At 43.5% G+C, this 25,786-nt stretch carries 20 protein-coding genes, 1 tRNA gene and 1 pseudogene; 13 read left to right on the top strand and 9 right to left on the bottom strand.

The genetic code is table 11. The features are described 5' to 3' along the window. Positions 1 to 3: 3 nt before the first annotated feature. Genes coaD through IPP77_00405 form a run of 3 tightly spaced genes read right to left on the bottom strand, consistent with a single transcriptional unit; the run spans position 4 to position 1,848 of the window. On the bottom strand, positions 4 to 483 hold the full coding sequence (coaD, locus tag IPP77_00415; protein MBL0308199.1) for a pantetheine-phosphate adenylyltransferase: 480 nt from the start codon (positions 481 to 483) through the stop codon (positions 4 to 6). Continuing rightward, on the bottom strand, positions 464 to 1,033 hold the full coding sequence (locus IPP77_00410) for an RsmD family RNA methyltransferase (protein ID MBL0308198.1): 570 nt from the start codon (positions 1,031 to 1,033) through the stop codon (positions 464 to 466). The genes coaD and IPP77_00410 overlap by 20 nt, the downstream gene beginning before the upstream one ends. Continuing rightward, on the bottom strand, positions 1,030 to 1,848 hold the full coding sequence (locus IPP77_00405) for a DUF3822 family protein (GenBank protein ID MBL0308197.1): 819 nt from the start codon (positions 1,846 to 1,848) through the stop codon (positions 1,030 to 1,032). The genes IPP77_00410 and IPP77_00405 overlap by 4 nt, the downstream gene beginning before the upstream one ends. A 124-nt stretch (positions 1,849 to 1,972) precedes the next feature. Between IPP77_00405 and IPP77_00400 the strand changes: the two genes are divergently transcribed. Together IPP77_00400 and IPP77_00395 are read left to right on the top strand one after the other, a co-directional pair. Next, positions 1,973 to 2,407 (top strand): PaaI family thioesterase, encoded by a 435-nt coding sequence (locus tag IPP77_00400; protein ID MBL0308196.1) that lies wholly within the window; start codon positions 1,973 to 1,975, stop codon positions 2,405 to 2,407. A 32-nt stretch (positions 2,408 to 2,439) separates the two neighbouring features. Then, positions 2,440 to 3,774, top strand: a complete 1,335-nt coding sequence (locus tag IPP77_00395; GenBank protein ID MBL0308195.1) for an MATE family efflux transporter — start codon at positions 2,440 to 2,442, stop codon at positions 3,772 to 3,774. Between the two features lie 169 nt (positions 3,775 to 3,943). Here the strand turns inward: IPP77_00395 and IPP77_00390 are convergent, their stop codons facing one another. Both IPP77_00390 and IPP77_00385 read right to left on the bottom strand, forming a co-directional pair. Then, the gene (locus IPP77_00390; protein MBL0308194.1) at positions 3,944 to 4,507 is read right to left on the bottom strand and encodes a cupin domain-containing protein; all 564 of its coding nucleotides are present in this window, start codon (positions 4,505 to 4,507) and stop codon (positions 3,944 to 3,946) included. Between the two features lie 540 nt (positions 4,508 to 5,047). Next, positions 5,048 to 6,115 carry an acyl-CoA desaturase gene (locus IPP77_00385; GenBank protein ID MBL0308193.1) on the bottom strand — a complete coding sequence of 356 codons (1,068 nt, stop codon included), beginning with the start codon at positions 6,113 to 6,115 and terminating at the stop codon, positions 5,048 to 5,050. Positions 6,116 to 6,594: 479 nt separating this feature from the next. Between IPP77_00385 and IPP77_00380 the strand changes: the two genes are divergently transcribed. After that, positions 6,595 to 7,221 (top strand): DUF1571 domain-containing protein, encoded by a 627-nt coding sequence (locus IPP77_00380; GenBank protein MBL0308192.1) that lies wholly within the window; start codon positions 6,595 to 6,597, stop codon positions 7,219 to 7,221. An 8-nt stretch (positions 7,222 to 7,229) separates the two neighbouring features. Here IPP77_00380 and IPP77_00375 read toward each other — a convergent pair. Continuing rightward, positions 7,230 to 7,303 (bottom strand) — tRNA-Met (locus IPP77_00375). Between the two features lie 183 nt (positions 7,304 to 7,486). On the opposite strand from IPP77_00375, the gene IPP77_00370 reads away from it, so the two are divergent. The 7 genes and pseudogenes from IPP77_00370 (at position 7,487) to IPP77_00340 (ending at position 16,826) form a co-directional block, all read left to right on the top strand. Then, on the top strand, positions 7,487 to 7,972 hold the full coding sequence (locus tag IPP77_00370) for a SprB repeat-containing protein (GenBank protein MBL0308191.1): 486 nt from the start codon (positions 7,487 to 7,489) through the stop codon (positions 7,970 to 7,972). A gap of 11 nt (positions 7,973 to 7,983) precedes the next feature. Beyond that, a pseudogene (locus tag IPP77_00365) lies at positions 7,984 to 8,127 on the top strand (SprB repeat-containing protein). Between the two features lie 93 nt (positions 8,128 to 8,220). Next, positions 8,221 to 12,816, top strand: a complete 4,596-nt coding sequence (locus tag IPP77_00360; GenBank protein MBL0308190.1) for a gliding motility-associated C-terminal domain-containing protein — start codon at positions 8,221 to 8,223, stop codon at positions 12,814 to 12,816. A 225-nt stretch (positions 12,817 to 13,041) separates the two neighbouring features. Beyond that, positions 13,042 to 13,440, top strand: coding sequence for a 6-phosphogluconate dehydrogenase (locus IPP77_00355; GenBank protein MBL0308189.1), 399 nt, complete (start codon positions 13,042 to 13,044; stop codon positions 13,438 to 13,440). A 57-nt stretch (positions 13,441 to 13,497) separates the two neighbouring features. Next, complete coding sequence (locus tag IPP77_00350) at positions 13,498 to 14,466, top strand: N(4)-(beta-N-acetylglucosaminyl)-L-asparaginase (GenBank protein ID MBL0308188.1); 969 nt, start codon at positions 13,498 to 13,500, stop codon at positions 14,464 to 14,466. A gap of 731 nt (positions 14,467 to 15,197) precedes the next feature. Continuing rightward, positions 15,198 to 16,265: a SulP family inorganic anion transporter gene (locus IPP77_00345; GenBank protein MBL0308187.1), complete on the top strand. Its 1,068-nt coding sequence runs from the start codon at positions 15,198 to 15,200 to the stop codon at positions 16,263 to 16,265. Between the two features lie 36 nt (positions 16,266 to 16,301). Next, a complete protein-coding gene (locus tag IPP77_00340; GenBank protein MBL0308186.1) occupies positions 16,302 to 16,826 on the top strand; it encodes a SulP family inorganic anion transporter in 525 nt (174 codons plus the stop codon). A gap of 65 nt (positions 16,827 to 16,891) precedes the next feature. On the opposite strand, the gene IPP77_00335 is transcribed toward IPP77_00340, so the two are convergent. Then, positions 16,892 to 17,347 carry an isoprenylcysteine carboxylmethyltransferase family protein gene (locus tag IPP77_00335; protein ID MBL0308185.1) on the bottom strand — a complete coding sequence of 152 codons (456 nt, stop codon included), beginning with the start codon at positions 17,345 to 17,347 and terminating at the stop codon, positions 16,892 to 16,894. A 144-nt stretch (positions 17,348 to 17,491) separates the two neighbouring features. Between IPP77_00335 and IPP77_00330 the strand changes: the two genes are divergently transcribed. Further along, positions 17,492 to 18,598 carry a hypothetical protein gene (locus IPP77_00330; GenBank protein MBL0308184.1) on the top strand — a complete coding sequence of 369 codons (1,107 nt, stop codon included), beginning with the start codon at positions 17,492 to 17,494 and terminating at the stop codon, positions 18,596 to 18,598. A gap of 215 nt (positions 18,599 to 18,813) precedes the next feature. Here IPP77_00330 and IPP77_00325 read toward each other — a convergent pair whose 3' ends face one another. After that, a complete protein-coding gene (locus IPP77_00325; GenBank protein ID MBL0308183.1) occupies positions 18,814 to 20,220 on the bottom strand; it encodes a hypothetical protein in 1,407 nt (468 codons plus the stop codon). 36 nt (positions 20,221 to 20,256) lie between these two features. After that, positions 20,257 to 23,034, bottom strand: coding sequence for a TonB-dependent receptor (locus tag IPP77_00320; protein ID MBL0308182.1), 2,778 nt, complete (start codon positions 23,032 to 23,034; stop codon positions 20,257 to 20,259). Positions 23,035 to 23,207: 173 nt separating this feature from the next. On the opposite strand from IPP77_00320, the gene IPP77_00315 reads away from it, so the two are divergent. Both IPP77_00315 and IPP77_00310 read left to right on the top strand, forming a co-directional pair. Then, a complete protein-coding gene (locus IPP77_00315; protein ID MBL0308181.1) occupies positions 23,208 to 24,254 on the top strand; it encodes a hypothetical protein in 1,047 nt (348 codons plus the stop codon). A gap of 30 nt (positions 24,255 to 24,284) precedes the next feature. After that, positions 24,285 to 25,727 (top strand): endonuclease, encoded by a 1,443-nt coding sequence (locus IPP77_00310; protein MBL0308180.1) that lies wholly within the window; start codon positions 24,285 to 24,287, stop codon positions 25,725 to 25,727. Positions 25,728 to 25,786: the final 59 nt, after the last annotated feature.

The following is a 25,786-nucleotide window of genomic DNA, read 5'->3' as shown; positions in this document are numbered from 1 at the left end:
TACCTATTTGAAATCTCCCGCGATAGCTTTAGGAACAAACTTCTTCATTTTGCCTTTGCCCTGAATGATTTCGCGGACAATGGTAGAGGAGATAGAAGACAATTCAGGCCGAGCAAGAATGAGGATGGTTTCCAGTTGGGGAAGCATGTCATGATTCAGGTGGGCAATCGTTTTTTCGTATTCAAAATCAGCAGCCGAACGGATGCCGCGCAGTAAATAGTTAGCGTTTTTTCTTTCGCAAAAATGAACGGTCAGGCCTTCGTAGCTTTCTACAGAAACCTTTTTTTCGCCGGTAAAAACTTTATCAATCCATTCAATACGCTGCTCCAAGGAAAACAAGGATTTCTTCTGCGAATTGCTGCCAATGGCGATAATAACTTTGTCAAACAAAGGTAACGCCCTCCGCACTATGTCTTCATGCCCGATAGTAATGGGGTCAAAGGAGCCTGGGAAAACAGCAATTTTATGATTCGATAACTTCATCTTCTTTCTTTTCGGGATGATTTACAAAGATAGAAAAGATAGTAGTGCCATAATTCTTCTCTTTATAATAGTGGGGATGGTTTTTGAAATCATGGTTTGGATTATGCTCCAGAATAAACCAACCAGGGCCATCCACCAATTGATATTGAAAAATCAAATCAGGAAGCGTTGCCAGGTTTTCTAATGGGTAAGGTGGGCCTGCAAAAATGAGATGATATTTATGATGTGCGTTTTTGATGAATTGAAACACATCCATTTGTAAGACATGAACTGCTGGTAAATTCAGGTCGAGGACTGTTTTTTTAATAAAGGCGGCACATTTGGGAAATATCTCAATCGTCGTAATGTCTTTGCATCCTCTTGATGCAAATTCATAAGAGATGCTTCCGGTTCCGCCGAAGAGATCGAGCACTTTGGTGTTTTCAAAATTGAAACTGTGGCTCAACATATTGAACATGCCTTCTTTAGCGAAGTCGGTAGTAGGTCGAGTAGGTATATTCTGTGGTGGCTGAAAGCGGATGCCTTTAAGGTTTCCCCCGATGATTCTCATGCGCTCAGATTGTAGAGATTGAAATGAAGGTGTTTCGGATATAAATCAAAAGCCTTAGTGAATGAAATGTTAGAAGGCTGTTGAATGAAACCAAGGTTACGAAAATAGCGATAACACAAGGCATAAATCTGCGATTGTATATCCACCTCGCCCAACAGCACCAGATCTACGGTTTGTCGGTCTATCTTTAAATCTTCTGCACAGAGCAAGAGGTAATAGATAAAATCATTCTCATGACGATAGGGATAGCGATTCATTAATTGCAACTGATGGTCTGATGAATAACGAATGATGTCCAGATAATCCTGTTCTACATTCACAAACAATTTATCGGTCGTTTCCCGTCGCGCATATTCGGGAAGTAACTTCAATAACGAAGAGTTGAGATGAACAATCTCTGTATTTTTGAAGAGTTTGGTTAGGCTGTATTTCAGCAGGTCATCTGTACTAAAAGCAATATCCAGTCCCGCTTCCTCTATTTTCTGAACTAACACGTTTTCCTGCGGTTGTGAACCCTCGGAAGGCATAAGTGTATATGCGGTATCTATACCAATCACTACTTTTGAAAAGGCGAGTTGCAGCGACTCATCCTTTTCCACTATTCTCTCCAAACGCGAAATCAAGTCACCGGTGTTTTTCACATGATGGAGCGTGTATTTTCCGAATAGGATGATCTGATTGTGTGAGGTAGCCTGAATGTAATATCGGATGGATTTTAAGTTAATCGCCAATTTCAAGACAAGCGAGGAGGGAGGGATGCTTACGTCCAGCGCTCCGATGCTCATGTATGTACTCTTGATTTGTGCCGATGACATTGTGCGAAAGTATAATTATTGAGCAAAGAAACCGGGGCATGAATCGGTACTATTTCCTGTATTTATAATCTGATTATCTTTTAGTCTCGTCTAATCCTCATCTAAAAAAATTATGTTTGATGGCATGATAAAACAGGAATCCAGAAATCCAGAATTCAAGAAATATACGGAGCAGAAAATTGCAGGAAACAAGTTCATGAACTATTTGGGCTTTGTTTTTTCACGCATCGAAGCAGGATTTGTTGAAGGCACAATGGATTTTCTTGAAATCCACGAACAGCAAAATGGATGGCTGCATGGAGGAGTCACCTCCGCCCTGCTGGATATCGTTCAAGGCTTTGCTGCCTATACCTTAGTGACAGCAGAACAACAGGTATTTACGGTAGAAGCAAAGGTTTCCTATTTCAATCCCGGTACAGCAAAAAGATTTTTTGTTAGAGGGAGCGTAGCGAAACCCGGCAATCGTTTTCATTTCTGCGAAGGAGAGGTTTATTATTTGAAGGAAGATGGAGTGGAAGTGATCGTGGCTAAAGGATCTTCCACGATGGTGATTGTGTGAATTGAAAATTATTTGAATCTTCGACTTGAGAAATGGCACAGTTAAAGGCAACTTATAAAGAGATTTTGAAAATTGCTCTTCCCTTGATTCTAGGGAATACGGCCTGGACATTCAACGGGGTGTTTGATACCATCTTTGTTGGCAATCTGGGAAAGTTACAATTAGATGCAATCGGTTTTGGGAGCATTTTCTATTCGGTTCTTTTTATGATGGGGTTCAGTTTTACGCGGGGCACACAAATCATTATTGCCCGCCGTATGGGCGAAAAGAAAATAAACCAAGTGGGCGTTATCGTGGATACCACACTCGTATCCTTGCTCATTGTTTCTACCCTGTTGTTCTTCGTCATCAAAATGTTTTCGCATGACATTCTATCGTTTATGCTTTCCAATGAAGATATCATCTCCATGTGTGATGAATTTCTTCGGTACCGGATTTTAGGCATCGTTCCCAGCTTTATCACTTTCGTGTTCATTGCCTTTTATTCCGGCATCGGGCGCACACCTATTTTGGCATTTTCTGTTTTCCTCATGACCGTGCTCAACATTGTGCTGAATTACGCTTTAGTGTATGGCAAACTCGGTCTTCCCGAAATGGGCATTGCCGGCTCTGGCCTTGCTACCAGTATTGCTGAAGTGTTTTGCCTGCTATTGATGTTTGGAGGATGTTTTTACAAACAAAGAGTCCATGAATACAGGCTATTTCGATTTCATAAATTTGAGGCAAGTACCCTGCGCGAAATGAGCAACATAGCCGTGCCTCTAATGGTACAATCGTTTGCGGCGGTCGGGGCTGGCTTTTCTTTTGCCCGAATAGAAACCGTCTTGGGAAAAGATTCACTCGCCATTTCTTCTATTTTTCGGCAAATCATTTTGTTTTTCACTATACCCACGTGGTCGCTCGGCTCAACGGCCAACACGCTAATCAGCAATTTGGTCGGCCAAAAGGATTTTGGAGGAATTAAGATAGCCATCCGCCGAATAAGTCTGGTGAGTTTGGTCATGGCAGTGGTTTCTTGTATCATCATCTTTCTGATGTCGAAATTTTTTATCGGGATATTTACTAGCCCGCAAGATGCCGACTTGATTCCTATTGCTATTCATATACTACCGGTCACTTTTGTTGTGCTTCTTCTCGCTTCTTTCACCAACATCATTTTTAACGGAGTCATTAGCATAGGCGACATTTATGTTGCGCTCGCCATACAGGTTTCCGCCGTCATAATTTACGTCATCTATTTTCAAGTGCTGTTCACCTTCCCTTTTGTCAACACCTTTTGGATTTGGACCGCCGAATGGCTTTACTGGTTCCTGATTCTGGTAGGCAGCCTCCTCTTTTTCCGATTCAGGAAATTGAATTTGGTTTAAAAGTTTCAGTTTAGCCAAAACAAAAAAGGCACCTTCCTGCTCTTAACAGGGGCGACTTCTTTTGTAAAAACTAAAGATTGGTTTAGTTAGGAAGATTCACTACGCTGAGTTAGTTTACTCTTTCATTCACGCAGAGTCACGAAGCGAGGCTCTGTGGAGGGGAAATTTGTTATTCAGCTTTTAATGGTGCTCCAACTACTTGCATATCATGGTCTGCAAATACTTTTGCTATTTCTTCTTTCGTTGGCAGTGAAGTCCACTTGTCAGTAACGGCAAAGAACTCTTCCATTTTGCCTGCCGGCAGATAAGAGACAATCATTTTTCCTTTTTCAGTGAGTTGAACAAAAGCATGTGGAACTTTTCGTGGAAGAAAAATAGTCTCACCTGCTTTCATTTGATATTTGTCCTCGCCAACCTGAAATAAATAGGCTCCCTCAATAACATAAAACCATTCGTCTTGGTTTGGATGAATATGCAAAGGAGGCCCGCCTTTAGGAGTTAAACCTGTCTGCTCAAAAACTGCCAAATCGTTTTCGGTATCTTTCCCCGATATTTTAATGTCCAATGTGTTTATGGTGACCCCTTTCATTTTGTAGTGAGTGCCAAACCGTGCTTCACCCGAAGCAACTTTAAATCCTTTGTCTGTTCTCATAGAAATTATTGATTTCATTTTTGCAAATGTCAGTATAGGTACAGATGCAAGTGTAGTTAATATGAAATTCATTCGTTTCATTGTCCTGTGGTTATATCTCCCCCCTATCAGAGTCTCTTTTTCAACGAAAATAGAAGAAAAAAGGGACTCTGCGGTTGAAGGCTAGCTTACTCTTTCATTCGCGCAGGGTCCGAAACGAGGCTCTGCTGGTGGGGGAGGAATACTTTACATGGATAAATAAATAGACTTTCAACAAAAAAATGGTCAATTAAGGCATAAATTAGCCATTCCAATGGAATTTCGAGAAATCCTACGGAATTCCCAGATTTCCTACTGAATCCTGAGATTTCCATTAGAATTTCCAGATTCCCATTAGAAAATTGATTTTATCAAAGGAAAACTGATTTTATTATAGAATAACTGGTTTTTTGATGAAAAATCAAGTTTTAGGCAATAAACAAATAGCTCTTATATATTCCACCATAAATCGGGGCTTTGGAAATATTTCCCCTACCGAGGAGACTCGTTTCGGACTCTGCGCGAATGAAGAAAGATAGCGGCATATAGCCGCCAAAATATAGCCAAAAGCTACAGGTCATGATTCTTAATAGCGGTTCTTTATTAGGCCGCCGCTCCTACTTTTTTGAGCAGCAGAAAGTGTGCGACGATGGCATGGCGCGTTTTGGTATATTCTTGATATTTTATGCCAAATTCCTCACTGGTCTTTTTCACAATCTTGCTAATCTCCGGATAATGGATATGGCTGATTTTGGGGAATAGATGATGTTCGATTTGAAAATTTAGACCACCCACCAGCCAAGTGACGATTTTGTTTTTTGTAGCGAAATTTGCCGTTGTCTTTACCTGATGGACTGCCCATTCATCTTCCATCACGTTTTTCCCTTCGGCTGCCGAAGGGAATTCGACATCTTCTACTGCATGTGCCAATTGAAACACCAAGCTGATAATGATACCGGTGGTGGCGGAAAAAACGAAAAAGCCGATTAAATAGCTGACTATACCAGTCATATATATAGGCAAGACGATGAAAATAGCGATAAAAGAAAGTTTACTTGCCCAAAAAATGATATGGTCTTTAGCTGCCATTTCCTTGATGGCAATTTCGCCTACCTTACCCTTGAAATACTTCTGGAAATCCATCACCCCAATCCACAATAGATAGAGAAAGGAGTAGAGCAGGATGAAGTATATATGCTGGAAACGGTGAAAGAAATATTTTTTCTGTGTCAAAGTCATGCGCATCCAAGGTTTCACATCAATGTCATCATCCAATCCGTCAATGTTGGTGTAGGTATGGTGTATAAGGTTGTGTTTCACTCGCCACATAAAGGAACTGGCTCCCAAAAAGTCGAGACTGTTTGCCGCTAGATTATTCCATACTCGTGAAGTAGAGAAGCTGCCATGCGCACCATCGTGCATCACGTTAAAGCCTATAGCCGCTACGTTCACTCCGAATATCACGCAGAGCAAGAGGGCAAGAGTCCAATGGGGAGTAAAGAATACGAGTAGAGAGTAAAGCACTATAAAACTAAGTGTAAGTACCCCGGACTTTACATACAACTTCCAGTTGCCGGTCATACGAATATCCTTTTCCTTAAAATAGGCTTCTACTCGTTTTTTCAATTCTAGCTGAAAAACGGGACGCTCAGGCGAAAACCTCGGGACCATGCTCATCATTATTTAGATTTATTCAAAGAACAAAAATACTCTAAAAATTTCTGTATTGAAACAAACCTTTGAACATAACATTATTTGTTTGTACGCATTGATAGTAGCGCTTTGAAATTTTCGACTTTAAGGATTAATGTAGTCTTCATTTCTATAGGTAGGCGCAATGTATAAGTGTGCTGATTTGCAATTCAATAGCTGTTCTAATATATTTTGCGGTAAGTTTGCCTAATGAAATTTACAAGTCTTCGATCTGGGTTACTAATCATTTTACTATCAGTTTCGTTTAATCATTTTGTATCCGCGCAGGACGAGGCCAATGCTCGGAGCATTATAAATGGGATGTTTGATGCCATAGGTTCGCATAAGGGCTGCACGTATATAATGCATACCAACGAGCGGATTCCAAATCAAAGCGCCTTGCACAAGACCAATGTCTTGACTAAAGTAAACGTCCACCCTAAAAGATTTACCTGAAGATGGTGACAGAGCCGAATCTGGGTGTCGAGATACTTTACGTGGAGGGTATGCGTGATAATAAAGCGCTGGTGAACGCAGGAAGGTTTTTGCCTACTCTTAAAATGAGTCCCTTTAATAATCTGCTGACTAAAAATCAACACCATACGATTCTTTCATCGGGGTTCAATATTGTAAGTGATATTGTCAAAAAGGGGGTAGAAAGGGCAGATGCTGTGGGCAAATTCGATTCGGTTTTCATGTATGAAGGAGAGGTGAATTGGAGCGGAAAGAGTTGCTACCGAGTTGTGATTTATGATCCCACTTGGGCCTTAACGACCTATCGGGCCTTAAAGGGCGAGAAAATGTATGATGTAGCTCTGAAGTTTCTGATACCCGAATATAGCATCGCAGAATTAAATGGGGTAAAGAGTTTTGAGGAAGATTTGACCGGCAGAGTCCTGAAAATTCCTACAACCTATGCTCGTAAAACTGTGTTTTATATTGATAAAGAGACACATTTTCCGATTTTTCAGGAAATGAGCGACAATAAAGGGGTATTTGAGCGGTATGAAATCAGCAACCTAATCATAAACCCAGCCTTTAAGCTGGATGAGTTTTCGGAAAACTTCGCTGAATATAAATTCTGATTTTTGAGTAGCGAGGGGGGAGCTCGAATCCCCGACCTCAGCATTATGAGTGCTGCGCTCTAACCAGCTGAGCTACCTCGCCTTCAACAGGGGCGCAAATATAATTACTTCACGAAAGGTTCCAACACAATCAGCGTATTGTATAAAACTATATCCCGATTGAATCTTCTATAACTTTTAAGCAATTCTCACGTATAAATAGTCAGGAGCTGCTCTTTGGATACTATAATGGGTATTGGAGAGCATAAAATAGGAGATCCTGAACATGAGAAAGTTTTTAGGTGCAGCAGCATTTATTTTTTGTTTTTTAATATCAACAATAAGCGCCCAGGCTAGTACGCTTAGCGAGACTCATACCCATGTTACCTGCTACGGTGGAAGCAATGGCACTATAACCATTGCGACCACCAGTGGTACTGCCCCTTTTTCCTTTCTGTGGAGCGACAGCAGCACACAACAAAACAGAGCCGGACTTGCCTCGGGTCTTTATACTGTAACCGCTACAGATAATCTGGGTGCAACCGCTAGTATCTCAGTTAACATTACACAAGCCACAGATGTAATTGTGAATACCACATTTACTAATCCTGCTTGTAGCGGCGGCCACAATGGAACTATCACCATTTTTCTGTTACAGGAGGTGTTTCGCCTTTCACGTTTCTTTGGAGCAATGGAGATACTACGCAAAATCTATCTGGTCTATCGGCGGGCAGCTACACGGTTTCTGCTACTTCTGGGACTGGCTGCGTAGGCAGTAGTAAAATCATTATAGGTGATCCCGCTGCAATTTCCGTTAGCCTATCTCCTGTACCGCTTACTTGTTTTGGCAGTAATAATGGAGCCATTAACACTGTCGTTAGCGGAGGTAGTCCTGGTTACACCTATTTTTGGTCTGATGGCGGAACTGCAAAGAACCGAACCGGCCTTTCTTCCGGAACTTATTCAGTTACCATCACCGATTCTAAAAATTGTAATGGTTCCGCCCCAGCCTTTACTATCGTGCCTCAACCGCTTAAACTAACTGCTACAGCGACTCCTTCTGACTTGGCATGCACTGGTGGCCCAACGGGTTCTGTTTTCACTACGGTAACTGGAGGAAACGGTCCTTATTCTTATTGGTGGGGCTCTGGAGTTGTTGCCCCTAATAGAATGAACGTCAATTCAGGAACTTATACGGTAACCGTCACCGATGCTAATGGCTGCTCCTCTACAGCGAGTGCAACCATAGTCACATATACGGCTTTGTCACTCTTTACCAGCAAAACGGACAATGTTTGTTTTGGGGTAAACGCAGGAACTATAGATGCTGTGGTGAATAACGGATGGGCTCCCTATTCTTATTTGTGGAGTAATGGTAGTACTACACAGAACGTTCAATCGCTATCGGCTGGTTCTTATAACGTAACGGTTACAGATAATCACGGTTGTACTATTACTAAATCAGCAACTATTACTCAGCCTCCTTTTAAGATAGTTATAAATTCTACCATCACAGATCAACTTTGTTTTGGAGACAGCAACGGGGTTATCAGCTTGACTATTTTGAATGGAAGTACACCCTACTCTTACAATTGGTCAGGAGGAAGCACTGCTCAGAGCAGATCGGGTTTGGCGGCAGGGAATTATTTGGTAACCGTTACCGACCATCTCGGATGTTCTGCAGCCAGTTCATTAGATGTAAATCAACCAAGTAAACTAAATATATCTTCTTCAGCTGTAAACGCTACCTGCTTTGGTGCAAATAATGGTCAGGTGAATATTGATGCTACCGGAGGATGGGCTCCTTATACATTTTCCTGGAGCAATACGGCCACTACTGAAGATTTGCTGGCCGTTCCGGCTGGAGCCTATAGCCTAACACTTACGGATAATCATGCCTGTAGAGTTACTACTTCTGCCACAGTCAATCAACCCACACCTCTGACAGCAAGCCTTGCTGTTGGACACGTTTCATGTAATAAAGGTTCAAACGGATGGATAAATACCAGTCCTTCAGGCGGGACAGCACCATATTCCTATAATTGGGGAAGCGGCATCACTACTCTGAATAGAACTGGCATTTCGGCTGGCAACTATACCCTAATGGTTACTGACAACGCTGGTTGTACATTTTCAACTACTGCATCTGTTACTCAACCGGCCTCTTTGCTTATCAGTTCTGCCGTGACGAATGCTTCCTGTAACGGAGGGACAAATGGAGCCATATCTTTGAATGTAACTGGAGGTACATCATCTTATAACTATCTCTGGAATGACGGATATACTACACAAAGCAGAATCGGACTAATTACTGGCAATTACCTTGTGACGGTGACAGACTTTGCTACTTGCACCGCTACGGACACCATTACCGTGGGTCAAGCAAGCTCTATTGTTGTATCTTCTACAAAAGTGGACGTAAAATGTTATGCTGGAAGTGATGGCGCTATTCAAGTAAATGTGAATGGAGGAACAGCTCCTTACTCGTACCAGTGGTCGGACGCTGTCTGTACGGCCAACCGATCTTCCTTGTCTGATGGTACTTATTATCTCACCACTACGGATAATGTAGGCTGTACCAGTATGAATTCGTTTGTTATCAGCCAGCCAAGTGCTTTGAATGTTACCTCTATTGTAAACAATGTTTCCTGCTTCAACGGAACTAATGGAGCTATTCAATTATCTGCCACTGGCGGAACTTCCGGCTATTCATACAACTGGGGTGGGGGAGTTGCCACTCAAAACAGAAATGCCGTCACTGCCGGAAATTACTCGGTTACTGTTTCAGATAATTCCAATTGCTCCACCACTCATTCAGTCTCTATATCTCAACCCACCGAATTAAGTATCGGTGCAGTAGTAAATGACATTTCCTGTAATAGCGGAAATAATGGCTCCATCAATCTGAGTATAAACGGTGGAGTTTCATCTTATACTTATGATTGGGGTGGAGGAATTAACAGCATATCCAGAAATAACCTCGTAGCTGGAGACTATCCCGTAACCGTTACCGATGCTAATTACTGTATTGCCCACAAAATTTTTACGGTCTCGGAACCAGACCCCCTGGTTATCACCACCTCCAAATTAGACATTGCTTGCTTTGCTCAGTCTTCAGGAAGAATTGATGTGAACGTAACAGGCGGCACCCCATCCTACACTTTTGATTGGGGAGGGTCAGTTTCTACCCAGAATATTACCGGTGTTTCCACCGGAACCTATACCGTAACCGTAATAGATAATAACGGCTGTTCAGGTACGGCCAGTGAAGAAATATCACAGCCAACCCAAATGTCCACCACCATCTTCTCTATTACTAATCCAAGCTGTCATGGTCTCTCTGATGGTAAGGTAGATATTGGAGTAAACGGCGGAACCGGACCCTATACTTATTTATGGAGTAACGGTTCTACGAACAAAACCTTGACCAATGCTTTGGCGGGTAATCATTCTGTGACCGTAACCGATGCGAACCAATGCACGGCTTTAACATCCATCAGCCTGAATCAGCCGGCGTTCATCAATGTAGCAATAAGCAAATCCGATATTACTTGCTTCGGCAATTCAGATGGCTCTATAACAGCTACAGCCTCTGGTGGTAAAAACGGCTTTACTTATTCCTGGAATACTTCTGCAACAACCCCTGCCTTGAACAATTTGGCTGCGGCTACATATTTAGTCACGGTCAAAGATATCTCCAACTGCTCGGTCTCCACTTCGGTAGTCATCAATCAGCCAAGCTCCATACAGGTTTCAGAATCGCATCAAGATGTTTCCTGCAACGGAACCGCATCTGGAACTATTAGCATCTTATCTAGCGGTGGTGCCGGTAGCCATACCTATCATTGGGAAGATAATTCCACATTGCCCAATCGGAATAACCTTGGCGCAGGAGATTACTCCGTGACCGTCACAGATGTCAATTCCTGTTCGGTGGTTCAAAACATAACCATAAACCAGACTTCAGATATTACCATTGCTGAACAGCATACCGACTTTGCCTGTTCCAATAAGCCGGGCACAGCCATTATTAGTGTAACCGGAGGTACTCCACCCTATCATTATGGATGGAATGACGGTCCCACAATCAAAGACCGTAGCAACATGGTGGCAGGAGCGTATAGTGTCACCGTGACGGATGTGGCTTCCTGCTCGGCTTCCAAAGGAGTCAATATTGCCTCACTTTCTCAACTGAATGCCACTATAACTAAAACTGATATCGTTTGTAATGGTTCGCTCTCTGGCAAATTGAATACTTCTGTCTCTGGTGGATTACCTGGTTATTCATATCTCTGGAATAACGGAGCGACAACACCTAACCTAAGCAACCTCGCCGCCGGACAATATGAAATAACTATTACCGACGGAAACGGATGCGCCACGATCTACGATGAAACCATTGCATCGGGTGTTTCCATACAAATCAACGACAGCATCCAACAACTCAGTTGCTATGGAGAGAACAACGGAGCGATCAACGTTAATATAGATGGCGGCACCGCCCCCTACACATTCAACTGGAATAACAACAGCAATTCCCGGAATCTTTCCAATGTGGTAGCAGGAAACTATTCTATTACGGTTACCGATGCGAATCAATGCACCTCTTCTAAGAGTAATCTGATCATTCATCAACCATCAGAAATTAAGGTGCAACCCACCATCACTCCGGTTGGATGCTCTGAGCAAAGCAGTGGCTCTGTTGAACTGGCAGTTAGTGGTGGTGTTGGACCTTACCGCTTTTCATGGGACAATCAGGACAGCACCGCTGCTATTCACCAACTGAATCCGGGCGATTACTCCGTGGTTATTACCGACCAGAAACGCTGCGCTATATCAAAGACATTTAGCGTGCTGACTGCCCAGCCGGTCAACGTGATTGGAAACGCCCATAACACATCTTGTCCCGGCGTTAACAATGGTCGGATTGAATTGAGCGTTACAGGTGGCGTTCCCGGCTATACCTTTGAATGGAATAACGGACAAACTTCCAAAGACATGAAGCAACTTTCCGAAGGAAGCTATTCTGTAAAGGTTTCTGATTCAAGGGGATGCCAAACTTTAACTGACTTCACGATTACTTATGATTATGATTTAACTATTCAGGCTTCGGATGATGCTTCGATTGTTTCAGGACAAACTGCCGACATCTGGGTGGCGGCCAATAACGACCATCGGAATAAATATACCTGGACCCCTGCTGCTTCGGTGGTCTGTGACGAGTGCAAAGACACTCGTGCCTTTCCGCAGGAGAGCACTACTTACACCGTTCAGGTGGTGGACATGAACGGTTGCCGGGCTACCGATACCCTTCGGGTGGAGGTGAGAAAGGTAACAGACAATATTTTCTTGCCTAACGCTTTCACTCCCAACAACGACGGCAACAACGATGTGCTTCAACTCTTTGGAGACATGAGCGATGTCCGCCAAATGAATTTTGTGCTCTTCAATCGTCTCGGCGAAAAGGTGTACGAAACCGATGACCATGGCTTTCAGTGGGACGGCAGCTATCGGGGCGAAACCTCCCCCATGGGCGTATATCGCTACATGATGCACCTCGTCTTTGCCGACGGAACCGGAAAAGACCTGCAAGGGTCTGTGACAATTCTTCGTTAGTCGCTTCGTCAGATTCTTTCTATCAGCTTAAACTACAATACTGTTTCACGCAGAGGTCGCTAAGGCTATCGCAAAGAGCGCAAAGTATTTCTCTACTGCTTCACCCTTTGCGCACTTTGCGCGAAAAAGCATTTCCCCTGCTGCTCTTGCACAAATCCCTTTTATCCTAAAAAAAACCTTTTCAAGCCAGAGAATGCTACTTTAGTTTTCTAAAACTAAAATAACATGAACGAACCCAGCGTAAAAAAGACCTCTATCTTCAAAACAATCGGTTACATCTTTCTCGGCATCTTGATTGCCGGGCTTGCCTTTGCCTACCTTTTCTCCCAATACACCTACAGCGAAGGCAACCGAGCCGGAGTGCTGGTTAAGTTTTCCGAAAAAGGATTTCTGTTTAAGACCTATGAAGGCGAACTCAATCTCGGCGGCATGGGCAACCTCCCCAACACCGCCCAGTTGAACCAGATTTGGGAATTTTCCGTGAACGACAAAGCGGTGGCCGACTCCCTCATGCGAATGGAAGGCAAGCGCGTATCGCTTCACTACAAAGAAAAAATCAAAAACATGTTTTGGCAAGGAGAAACCAACTTCTTTGTAGATGGCGCTAAAACAGTCACACCCTAACGGCTCCCCTTTGCTTCGCGGAACCGATACAATTCATCCTTCATAAACCAAATCGTTATGTTCTCACGAAAAGACTTCATCATCAAATCCACCCTTGCTGCCGGAGCCGGTACCATCGGGCTTGAAGCACTCGCCGCCACCGAAAACAAAACAACCATGAAGACAAAACCGCCTTTAATCATCGCCACCTGGAAGAACCTCAAAGCCACCGAAGCCGGATGGCTCTCGCTGCAAAAGGGCGGAAGTTCCCTCGATGCCGTAGAAGCCGGTGCGATGGTGCCCGAAGCCGATCCCGCCGATATGAGCGTGGGCTACGGCGGCCTGCCCGACCGCGACGGCAAGGTTACCTTGGATGCCTGCATCATGGACTACAAAGGCAACGCCGGTTCTGTTGCTTTTCTCGAAAACATCATGCACCCTATTTCCGTGGCAAGAAAGGTGATGGAGAAAACTCCACACGTCATGCTCAGCGGCGACGGCGCCTTCCAGTTCGCCATCGAGAACGGCTTCAAAAAAGAAAACCTGCTTATTGATAAAGCCAAAGAAAAATGGCTGGAGTGGAAAAAAGAATCCAAATATGAACCGGTCATCAACATAGAACTCCACGACACCATCGGCGTGCTCGCCATTGATGCCAACAACCACATCGCCGGGGCATGCACCACCAGCGGACTGGCCTACAAAGTTCACGGCAGGGTAGGAGACTCGCCCATCATCGGTGCCGGAATGTATGTGGACGACGAAGTAGGCGGCGCCTGTGCCACCGGTGTCGGCGAGCTGGTCATGAAAACCCTCGGCTCCTTCCTCATCGTCGAACTCATGCGCCAGGGCATGACTCCCCAACAAGCCTGCGAAGAAGCCATCCGCCGCATTGTCAAAAAATACGACTGCAGCAAATCGCAGGCTACCTCGCCATCAACAAAAAAGGGCGACATCGGCGCCTACTCCATCCAGACCGGCTTTATGTACTCTCTCTACGCCGAAAATGAGAATCGGATTGTGGAGGTAGAGAAGCATATAGACTAAGAATCCCAAAACCTTCAATCAGCAGAGTGCTTTCAGCATTTATATTTATTGAAAAAAGACGCTGCAGGGGGGACTGTCCATAGCCGGAAGTGACATGCGCTTCATAACAGTAAAAATAAACGAGAAATTGATTTCGCTGCGCGGGAAATCAAACAGAACGAGTTTGCTTTTTTTTGATGTCGCGTAGTTTATCTGAAACCAAGCGCGGTTTAAGTTCGATTAATCTTAATCGAAACCAAATTAGCGCTAATCGGCGGAAAATTAGCGTCACTTTTACTCCAATTAGCGCTAATCGGCAGAGAATTAGCACCAACTGTCGGCAAACTAGTGTCAATCGGAAAGAAATTAGCGTTACTTTTCTTTGAGTTAGCCTTAATCGAAGCCAAATTAGCGCTAATCGGCAGAAAATTAGCCGCACTTTAAATCCAATTAGCGCTGATTGGGAAAATAATAGTGCTAACCGGATGTCGTTTGGCGCCAAACGAAAATAAATTAGCCTTAGTTTTTTTCTGGTTAGCACTAATCGTAGGAGAAATAGCCCTAATTTTTGTCTAATGAGCGCTATTCAGGTTTTTACTTACTCAAAAGGATCTGTTTTGGCGTTAATCGGCAGATAGAACCCGACAATACGTAGAGACGCAAAATTTTGCGTCTCTACCCTGCGGGCAGGTCCGGAGGGAGAACAATACAAAAAGTCCGACCCTCCTCCTGATTCATCCTAAATAATTTTTGTGGAATCGGGAGGGGAGTGCCGCAATAAGGAGCAGGAGAACTTTCTAACTTTGCTGGCAGATTTATTTGTTTTCCCTATGAAACAAACTATTGAATACTACCGACTGATTTGGCTGAAGCACGATTTGCCCGCCGGACTTTCGGTTTTTCTCGTTGCCCTTCCGCTTTGTTTAGGTATTGCTTTGGCATCGGGCGCACCTCTTTACTCTGGGCTTCTTTCGGGCATCATTGGTGGAATGGTCGTTTCCATTATCAGCGGTTCGCGATTGGCCGTTTCGGGGCCTGCTGCGGGTTTGACCACCTTGGTTGCGGCTTCTATCATTTCGTTGGGCGACTACAAAATATTTTTATTGGCGGTGATGGTTGCAGGGCTATTTCAGTTAGTGCTGGGACTGCTTAAACTGGGGGCCATCGCCAACTATTTTCCCTCATCGGTCATCAAAGGAATGTTAGCGGCCATCGGTATTATTTTAATCTCAAAACAACTTCCATTAGCTATGGGTTATGACCGCCCCGACTTTTGGACCAGTGGTTTTTCAAGATTGTTTTCTTCCGGAAACTTTCTCGAAAACTTCCAAAATTTCAATCATCACATCACCAGAGGAGCTATTCTTATCACCCTTATCTCGCTAATTGTTCTCGTCGTTTTGCAACAACCTTATGCCAAAAGACTCAAGGTAATTCCCGCGCCTTTATTAGTGGTGGTGATGGGTATTGGTTTAAACATTCTATTTACCAATGCCGGTTCCAGTTTCGCGCTCAAACCAACTCAATTAGTCTATATCCCTTCCAATCTTTTCGCTAGCATTTCGTTCCCAGACTTTTCAAAAATATTCTCCACTACCGAGATTTGGAAAGACGGAATAATTATGGGGCTACTGGCCACTCTGGAAACGCTGCTTTGTATCGAGGCCATTGACAAATTGGACATTCGCAACCGCATCACGCCCGTCAATCGTGAACTCATTGCGCAGGGAATTGGCAATATGACTTGTGGGCTTTTAGGGGGTATTCCCATAACAGCAGTCGTGGTTCGAGGTGCCGCCAATGCCTATGCAGGGGCGTGAACAAGGCTTTCTGCTTTCACGCACGGGCTTTTTCTGTTGCTCGCTGTTTTACTGGTTCCGTTTCTGCTCAATAAAATTCCGTACGCATCGCTTGCCGCGATTTTATTTATAACAGGATACAATTTGACTAAACCCAAGCTCTATAAAAATGTTTGGAGTTTAGGATGGAAACAATTTGCCCCATTCCTTATCACCATCGTTGTAATTCTTGCGACAGACTTACTCATCGGCGTAACCATTGGGCTTTTAATTTCCATTTACTTTATCATTCAGAATAATTTCAAGGCAGACTATAAAATCACTGAAACGCAATATCAGGGTATTGATACCTTCTTGATCAAACTCAATAGCAATGTCACCTTTCTTAACAAGGTGAAATTGAGAAAAGCATTAGAAGAAATTCCAGAATATAGTGTGCTGATAATTGACGGCAGTGAATGTAATTTCATTGACTACGACATTTTAGAAATCATCAGCGAATACTTCAATAAAGCGCACAATAGACATATTGAATTGCACCTAAAGGGAATTGAGAAGGTGAATATCTCGGCAGTCCATTGACCGATGAGGCAACCCCGGCTATACTATTATTTTATCGCGAAGCTAAATACTAATCAGGGTAAAGGCTATCCCCATTTGGGCAAGAACATGCCACTTGTTTTTTTGTATTCGGCATAGTCTGAAAATTTAATTTGCAATTGATGTTCTTCGTAAGTCGCCTTCAGTTTGAATAGAATAATAAGCAGAACGAAAATTATCAGTCGCAAAGTATTTTCAGAATAGAGGCCATAGCCCAATGCCATGAACAGAATACCGGTATAGATAGGATGGCGTATATATTTATAAAGACCCGTTTGGATCAACTCAGCCGTTTGTTTTGGAGTGGGGAATGGCGAAAGGTTTTTGTTTAAAGTGATGAGCGCCGCTATAAGAACGATACATCCTCCCACCGCAAGCATTAATCCAATGCTTTTTATCCATCCGATAATTACAAAATCAATGGGTGAAATACGAAAGAGATAAATCACAAATAGCACCAGTTGAATACTGACAAAGACGATGTCTTTTGGATTTCGTTTCATAATTTGGCTATGGGTATTTAGTTCTCCCAATTGGAAATGAATGTAGTAATTCTGCTCGACAAGCTAAAACGCAACAAGCGCAAAGAGGAAATGATTTTGTAAGTATTCAGGACTCTCTATTTTTACTTCAATATAATTACTCTTATGCTGCAACTGTCAAGTATCAACTACGAAGATTCTAAGATTATTTTCCAGTTTGATGGCCAACTGATAAGAACCGCTTATCTGTTATCAGACCGCGTTTTGGTTGGTGGTGCCACTGTGTTTCCCATTGATTACGATAAAAATTGGGGAAATCTTTCTCCATTATTTAAGAAGAAAATGGTGTTAGAATATAGTTCGCGTGTTTCCAATCCTCAATATTTAACCGATGTAAAAAACGGCTATGAATATCTGGATCTTCAGAGAAAAACGGTGAAGCACGAAACAAAGGATCAAATTATTCAGCGTAAGAAATTAGAAAAATGGTTAGAGGCTATTTTTCAGGCCAGCAGAAAAGATTTAAAAGATGCGTTTGAGGTGTACGGTTATCTAGAACTGGCATTGCTGAAAGACACCGGCGAACTGAGTACCTATATCAGCGATAGTGAAAATCCCGAATCTGCCCAAAAGGGCAATTTGCCTTTCAGCAATCTTCTTCGACAATACTGGACGGGCGAAATTCAGGCTTACTGTTTCACTCATCCTTTTTGGGAATATCTGGAAGAACAAAAAATCGCCATCAGTCCTTATGATAAAGCCGATAAAAATACCCGGGTGATCACGTTCAGATTGCCGGACCTTCCGCCTATAAATCAACTGACCGCCGCCGAGTTGAAATTCGTCAAGCAGCAGATATTTCCCGAAATGCAGGCCATGCGCAAAGCTATTGAAGACTGGCCGCAGATTTTGAAAGCGGAAGATTTTGGCAACGTTTGGTTTCCCCCCCCTCCCCTTCTTTTTTTTTTGCGGAGAAAAAAAAAAAGGGGAAAAAAATCCTCCCCCCCCACGGGGCGGGGGGGGAGGGGGGGGGAAAAATCCTTGGGAGGATTTTCCCGGGCTACGGCCCCAACAAACCCCGGGGGGGTGGAGGGGGGGGGGGGGGGGCCACGGGAGGAATCTTTGGCGGCAATTAAAAAGCCCCCCCCAAAATTGTGGGGGCACCACGGCCCCCCCCCCCCCCCCCCCCCCCCCTTTTCCCCCCCCCAACCCAAGGAAGTGGGGGCGCGCGGTGATTTGGGCTGCGTTTCTTGCTGTTGGTGCCCGATCTAATATTGTCTTTGGAAAACGAAACATCAATATGGGCGAGATTCAGCTTTTATGCAAATGAAAAAGTTCGACATAGAAAAGTTTCTATAGGATTGAACTAGTTTCTATTCCAGTATCTAGGAGAAGAAGAAAACTGCCGGGCAGCAAAGAAAAAGCCCGCTGAAGATTCAATACTTCAACAGGCCTTTATCTGTATTAGTCTTTATGATAGACGATGCTTACTGTACATCTGTGGTACTCCTGATTTGCATTTGGAAACCGTTGAAATCAGCTAGATATCCAGTCAAAGAAACGGTGCCTGTGGGATACGGAGTGGATGCAAACGTTGCTTGAGAACGGGTAAAGTGGGCAACGCTACCTGTACCGTCATTCAGGGTACAAGTACCGGAATAGTTGCCTCCGGTCCCTCCGGTAATGGTCACATTTACTATTTTAAGCAAGGTAGATTCCCAGGCGTTGCCATTTGCATTGATTTCGGCAATAGTCGCAGTACGCGGTGTGATGATGCCTGTTCCGATAGCCGTAGCGGCTGATAGAGGAACATTTTCTACTTCAATCAATCCACTGAAGGAAGTAAGCGTTATCCCTGATAAATCAATGGTTAGTTGGTCCCCTAGTTTAAAGCTATGAGTCGCCGAAAATCTAACTACCATTCCACCGGTAGAATCTTGTATTACAATGTTCTTGGGGTCACAATTAGAATAGGTTTTGTCTGAAATGACTATTCCGGTGAGCGAAGTGCCGGCAGGAAGAGTTACATTATTCCCACCGTAGCTGCTCCGTATGCCCGCAATCCCTACACCGGGAGTTACCGAGCCGCCACAACGAACGCTATCTAAATGTAAATCGCTCAAATTGCGGATAAGCATCTGCGGGGTGTTGCCATATTGACTGACAATGAGCTGTATCTTGCCGTTACCGGTTGGAGTTAAGGCATTGGCAAAAGAGGCATAGCCGCTGTTATAAGTAATTATGGAATTTCCGTTACAGTCTTTAAGAGTGCGTGACTGAGAAATCTTATTGTAACCATCTGCATAGGTTTTTCCGGCATCGCTTTGCTGAAATTCAACATTGGATAATTCCACAAGGCTATTTTGATACTGAGCAATGTTGCTATTAAGTTGAGAAACAGTGACCGGTATCGGAGCGACATCATGAAAATAGGTGCCCTTGAGAATGAAACGGTCTAATAGGGGAGAAGGAATACCATCAAAAGAACCATCGGGGGCTATACTACCGACGATTTTCAACAAATTATGGTCAGAGACTAGAAACAGCCCACGCAGTTTGATGACAATATGTCTCCCTATAGGATAGTTGGTATAGAGATAAGAACTATTGAGCGATAGAGCAATACCCGAATGGGTAGTACTATCTTCAATAATCAATGTTTTATAGAAGTTGCCTGATTTGTCATCAGCCACAACCACAGCAGAAATGACGAGGTCTTCATTGATGAAATAATTTGTACCCGCATAGCGCGCCTTGAGTTGATCAATGTTGAAGTTGACATCAATAATCGGATCCTTGCCGCCATAAGGTGGTGGATCAAAAGTTTCTTTTAGGCAAGAAGACATAGAAGCCAGAATCAGAAGAAGGATGGTGTTGAAAATCAGTTTTTTCATATTGCGCGTTTGATGGGTTTACTGTTTTTAAATAGTTTAGTTCATGCGAAAGGTAACGTTCACAAAATAGGTGGTTCCAGAACTGTAGAAATATTTGTTCGGGAATTTGTCGGCGTTAGCAAACCGATAATCAAATCTGGTTTGCTCATACCCACCGGTGACAAATTGTCTGTTATTCGTGATGTTGTTTATTCCTACGTTAAACACCAGATAGATATTGCGTTTCATGTCACGAAAGTTGTTGTTTAGCTTCCAAGAATATCCTGCATACAAGTCCATCGTGAACTGCCCTTTCAATTTTTCCTGATCTAAAACACTATGCCATTGTGCGCTATTAGGCTCAATGAGTTCAACCGCGCTTTCGGTTCTTCTTGCGGGGCTGTAATCCAACCACATCCAATCATAATAATTTAGATTGACTGAAAGAAACCAGAATTGAGGTGCCCGGTAATTCAAACCGAAAGAGGTAGCTAGTTGTGGAGTACCGCCTACGTTAAACCCTTTAGCGTAAACCACTTCGTTTTCTCTCAAGATGGTAGCGCTGTTATCCTGCGTAACGGTTGCCAAAGGCCTACTGGTATAAGTATATCTGCCCATTGCCAAAACAACACTTCCAGAGAAGCCTTTATAAATCTTCCCGTCCAAACCCAGTTCCCCTCCATAATGACGTAAATTCATACCGGTAAGTGTATAATTCACTAAAGAGCGTTCATCGTCGTCATAGAAAGAGAAGGTACGGGTATCGTCCACAAATTGAGTGTAATAAAGGTTGGCCTTCAATCTCACATTCGGTGAGCGATACTGATAGCCAAGTTCTCCCGAATAAATATTCATACTTTTTAAGTTAGGGGCAAAGTCGTTTCTGGTTCTCGGTGAGGTAAAGGCGTTTTCATAAAAGGGCGCACGATTTTCAAAAAAGCCATTGAGATGGATGTAATTTCTTCCATTGATTTTATAAGTAGCTCCGGCTTTAGCGGCACCATTGATGAAATTTTTCATTTCACTTTTGCCAAAACTATTGTCAGGGAACAAACCATTCTTCATCTTGCCATCTCTCTGAAATCCGGTATAGCTTACCTGACCAGATACGAAGAAGTCAAAGTGATTGTATTGAAACACCGATTGTAACCAGCCGTTGGCATGGTGTGCGGTAATTACATAATCATATCCAAAGCGATCGTTCACATATAAGATTCGATTCGGGTGGTTTAAATCATTTTGAGCCACGCTGAAACTATCTGGAAAGTCTCTTTGTGCAAACTGATTCACGTCCACATAAAAATCAGCACCGAGCAGGTCTGCTACTTCTTTATAATACCGGCTCACCTGCATCTGATAATTTAGCCCGGCTGTGAGCATGATGTTCTCGCTCAAGTGATTATTATAAACGGTATTGAAATTAAACCTCTTAGTGTCTTTCACCCGGTTCTCCACAATATAGCGGGCTCTCTTCCCGGTGATGCTGCTGTCGGCATTGCCATCAATATTGCTGATGGTTTCAAAACTCATCAGGTTGGCCTCGTACATTTTGTCCCAATCTATCTGACGGAGTTCCTCATTGTTTCGCATTTCGGCCTGAGATGCCAGGCGATAAATAGTGTCTTCTATATAGCTGGGTAGATAGGCATAATAGTCAGGTCGTGGATTGGCGGCGTTGTTCCAGTCCAAAGCGGTTCTTTCTCTTTTGCCAAAAGTAAATCCTACACCGGTCAAAAGACTGGAACTCTTATTGATTTTCCATTCGTGAGTCAGGATCATCAAAGGCTGATGCGTATTCCCAACAGTGGCATTTCGTTTTACCCCTTGATAATATCCCCAGTTAGGATTGTAATAATTAGTTCCGGCCAGGTTGTATGATTCTTTGGTGGCTGGGGCAGAACTGCCATTACGGGTCGGGGCACCCACTACCGTTAGATTGATTGAATGTTTATTGCCAAAGTATTTTTGCACAGAAATATAATAGGAGTAACCATCATAGAAAGTGCCGGGCACATACCCTTCGTGCGCCCATCTTCTGGAGGCAGAAAGCGAAAGCGCCCATCCATGTTTCATCATACCGGTGGAATAGGTAGCCATTAGACGGTGACGATAGCTCCGGTTAGTGTTGGCATAGGAAACCTGCAATTGTTTCCGTTGGGTGGAAGCGCGGGAGTCAAAAGAATAAGCACCGCCCACACCGCCAAAGGTGAAAGAGGTAGGTTGCGTTCCGATTCTGTTTTCGCGGTTATAAAACACGTTGTTCAAACCGCCCCACTGCCCCCAGGTAGTTGCTCCGCTTTCCAAATCATTAACCGGAATACCGTTCATATAAGTCAGAAAGTTTTCTGGATCATAACCGCGAATACGAAAACGGGCATTGCTCATGATAAAGGAAGTGGTAGAGATAAAGATGTCTCTCGAAGCACCTAAAGCGCTGGAAATGTTTTGTGACCCTTCATCTGCCACATCTGTTTCTGACAGGCTGACCGTGGGAATGTTTTCCTCGTTCGCTTTATAATCCACCACAATATTTTCCAAACGTACCTCACCTAAATCTAATTGCTCCTTCTGTACCACAATAGCTCTCGGCGAATAGGTAGCCTCCCCCAGGTGGATAAGCAAATTGTAATCGCCATAGGGCAGGTCGGCAACAATGACTCCGTCTTTATCAGAATTGACAACAATCATCGTATCTCGATTTACGAAATCAACGATGGCGTTAGGGACGGCAATACCGGTTGTAGGAAACACTATTTTTCCTTTGACAGAAGAAGTCTGTGCATAGATGAACACCGGTAAAATAAATGTTAAAAGCAGTAGAACTTTTTTATTCATAGGACGAAGGTTAGGGCTAATATCCAAAATTTAGAAACAACGCGCCAAATCTATAAATAAATCTTTCCAAAATTAGAGGCTCATGTGAATTAAGAAATAAGATACTTTTAACTTATCCACCACCCCATAATGGGCAAGGGCTTTTCTTAGTTTTGTTCTTCTATTATATATCTATGAAGCAAATTATAGCCGTTACCCTGCTTTTCATTTCTGTGTTTTCATCACAGGCGCAGGAGAAGAGATACAAGATTGTCTGCATAGGCTTTTATAATCTCGAAAACTTCTATGATACTATTAACGACCCGGAAAAGAATGATGAAGACTTTCTGCCGAACGGGGCCAACGGATATACCGGCGCTGTATATAAAGACAAACTCAGCAAGTTATCTGAGGTCGTTTCGCAGATAGGCAAGGAGCAGTCGCCGGATGGTTTGGCTTTGTTGGGTGTAGCTGAGGTGGAAAACAAAAAGGTGATGGAAGATTTGATTGCTCAACCCAGTTTGGCTAATCGTCATTACCAGATAGTTCATTACAATTCGCCTGATTACAGAGGTATTGATGTGGGGCTGTTCTACAATCCCAAATATTTTAAAGTGTTGCATAGCGAACCTCTGTTTGTGCATCTGGCGGGATCAGGGGGTAGTGTTTACTATACTCGCGATGTACTCTGGGTTTCCGGGTTGCTGGATGGAGAGATTGTTCACGTGTTTGTTAATCACTGGCCATCCAGAAGGGGAGGAGAAGATGCTTCGGCACCCAACCGGGCTGCTGCGGCTACGGTTTGCAAAAAGGTGATTGACTCATTAATGCGCGCCGATGCAAATACCAAAGTGATTTTGATGGGCGATTTAAACGACGATCCGGTGAGTGAAAGTGTGACCAAGGTGATTGGTGCCAAGGGAGAGGCAAAAAAAGTTCGCGAAGGAGGTATGTTCAACCCTTGGGTGGAGAAGTATAGCAAAGGCATTGGCACCTTGGCCTACAACGACTCTTGGAATTTGTTCGACCAGATTATGCTTTCCTATGGATTCTTAAATAAAGAACAACCCGGCTTGTTCTTTAAGTCGGCTCAGATCTTTAAAAAGAGTTTTATGGTTGTAGATTCGGGAAAGTACAAAGGCTACCCTTTGCGGACTTATGAAGGAGTGAAATATGCCGGTGGCTATAGTGACCACTTCCCTACTTACTGTATTTTCCTAAAAGAAGTTCCGAATCCATAGATTCGTTTTTCGCATATTAAAATTGATTCGATGTTGCATAAATCTTTTTGCCTGATATTTTCTTTTGTCTGTGCTTCCTTCTTAGCCAATGCCCAAGCCTCTGAACCCAGCGCGCAGCCAACGAACATCCAATTCAATAATGTAAAGGCCTATGGCTTCACTATGAAGTTCAACCCCTCGGTGGCCACCGGCTTTTTGGTTTTGAAAAGCAATCAGAACATTACCGATGTGCCGGTAGATGGAACGATGTATGAAAAAGGTCAGGGTTTGGCTACCAGCAAAGTTCTGTCGGTGAGCAGCGCGGATAGTTTCGGTGTGCGCGAGGTGGTGGAGAATACCAACTACTATTTCAAGGTCTTTGCCTATAACGGCACCGGAAGCAATATCAACTATCTGCAAAGCAATCCGCTATCGGGTTCCGTTCAATCGCTTGCAGCCAATGCGGGAAACTACTATTTCACCATTGACACTTCTGCGGGGCCCTTCGTTGACCAATTGCACAACCTGATTAACAACCACACTTTCATCAGCTATTCTCCGGGATACCGCACCACCATTCTTCCCACGATTTATGAAAGAGATACCATCGGCGGAAACGCGGTCATCAACTGTGAGTATAGCGAAGAGGTTACGGTCTATACTCCTCCTTTTGATTTTACGACCGTCAACTATAGCCGAGAGCATGTGCTTTGCAAAAGCTGGATGAAAACCTATGTAAGCTATGGTTCAGGGGTCATCAACTATACAGAGGGGGCAGATTTCTTTAATCTACTTCTTACCGAACAAAACTCCGTCAATGCCGTTCGCTCCAACTATTCACTCGGGATTGTCACGAACATCACCTCTCAATATAAAGGAACAAAATTTGGCTTAGACAGCCGAGGGAAAAAAGTGTTTGAACCCCGCGATGATAAAAAAGGGGACGCAGCCCGTTGCATGATGTATGAAATGGTTGCTTATAATGGACTAAACGGCAGTTGGGCATTAAACTCTTTGCTGGCCGAGGCCGCTGACCAACAACAATCGGTGTTGAAACTGTGGCACCAACAAGACCCGCCAGATAAATTTGAACGGACGAAAAATGAATTTATCTACTCCATTCAAAACAACCGAAATCCCTTTATTGATCATCCCGATTGGGCAGACTGTATCAGCTTCGATAACTTGGATAAAACATCCTACTGCGGATTCATGACCGGTATTGAAGCTGAAACGGCTGAAGAAAACTTCCAACTATATCCCAATCCAAACCAAGGGATTTTCTCTATGAAGGTTAACAGCCTTCGTGCCGAAACGGTTACCATAGAAATTTGGAATATGCTGGGCGAAAAATGTTTTCAAACGGTAGCGGATGTTCACTCCGGGATTAATTCCCTCCTCATCCACCAATCAAATTTGTCAAAAGGAAGTTATGTAGTCCGGGTGACACCCGAAGGCAAAAACTCCTTCCGCAAAATGATGATGGTGGAATAGAAAGCCTATTTCCCCATTTTTTCTTCATTCGTATTTTCTAATACTTTAGCACAAAATTT

The organism is Bacteroidota bacterium, from assembly GCA_016722375.1.
Classification (GTDB): domain Bacteria; phylum Bacteroidota; class Bacteroidia; order Chitinophagales; family LD1; genus Bog-950.
The sequence above is the reverse complement of the archived record's forward strand: the minus strand, read 5'-3'. Positions and strand labels throughout refer to the sequence as shown.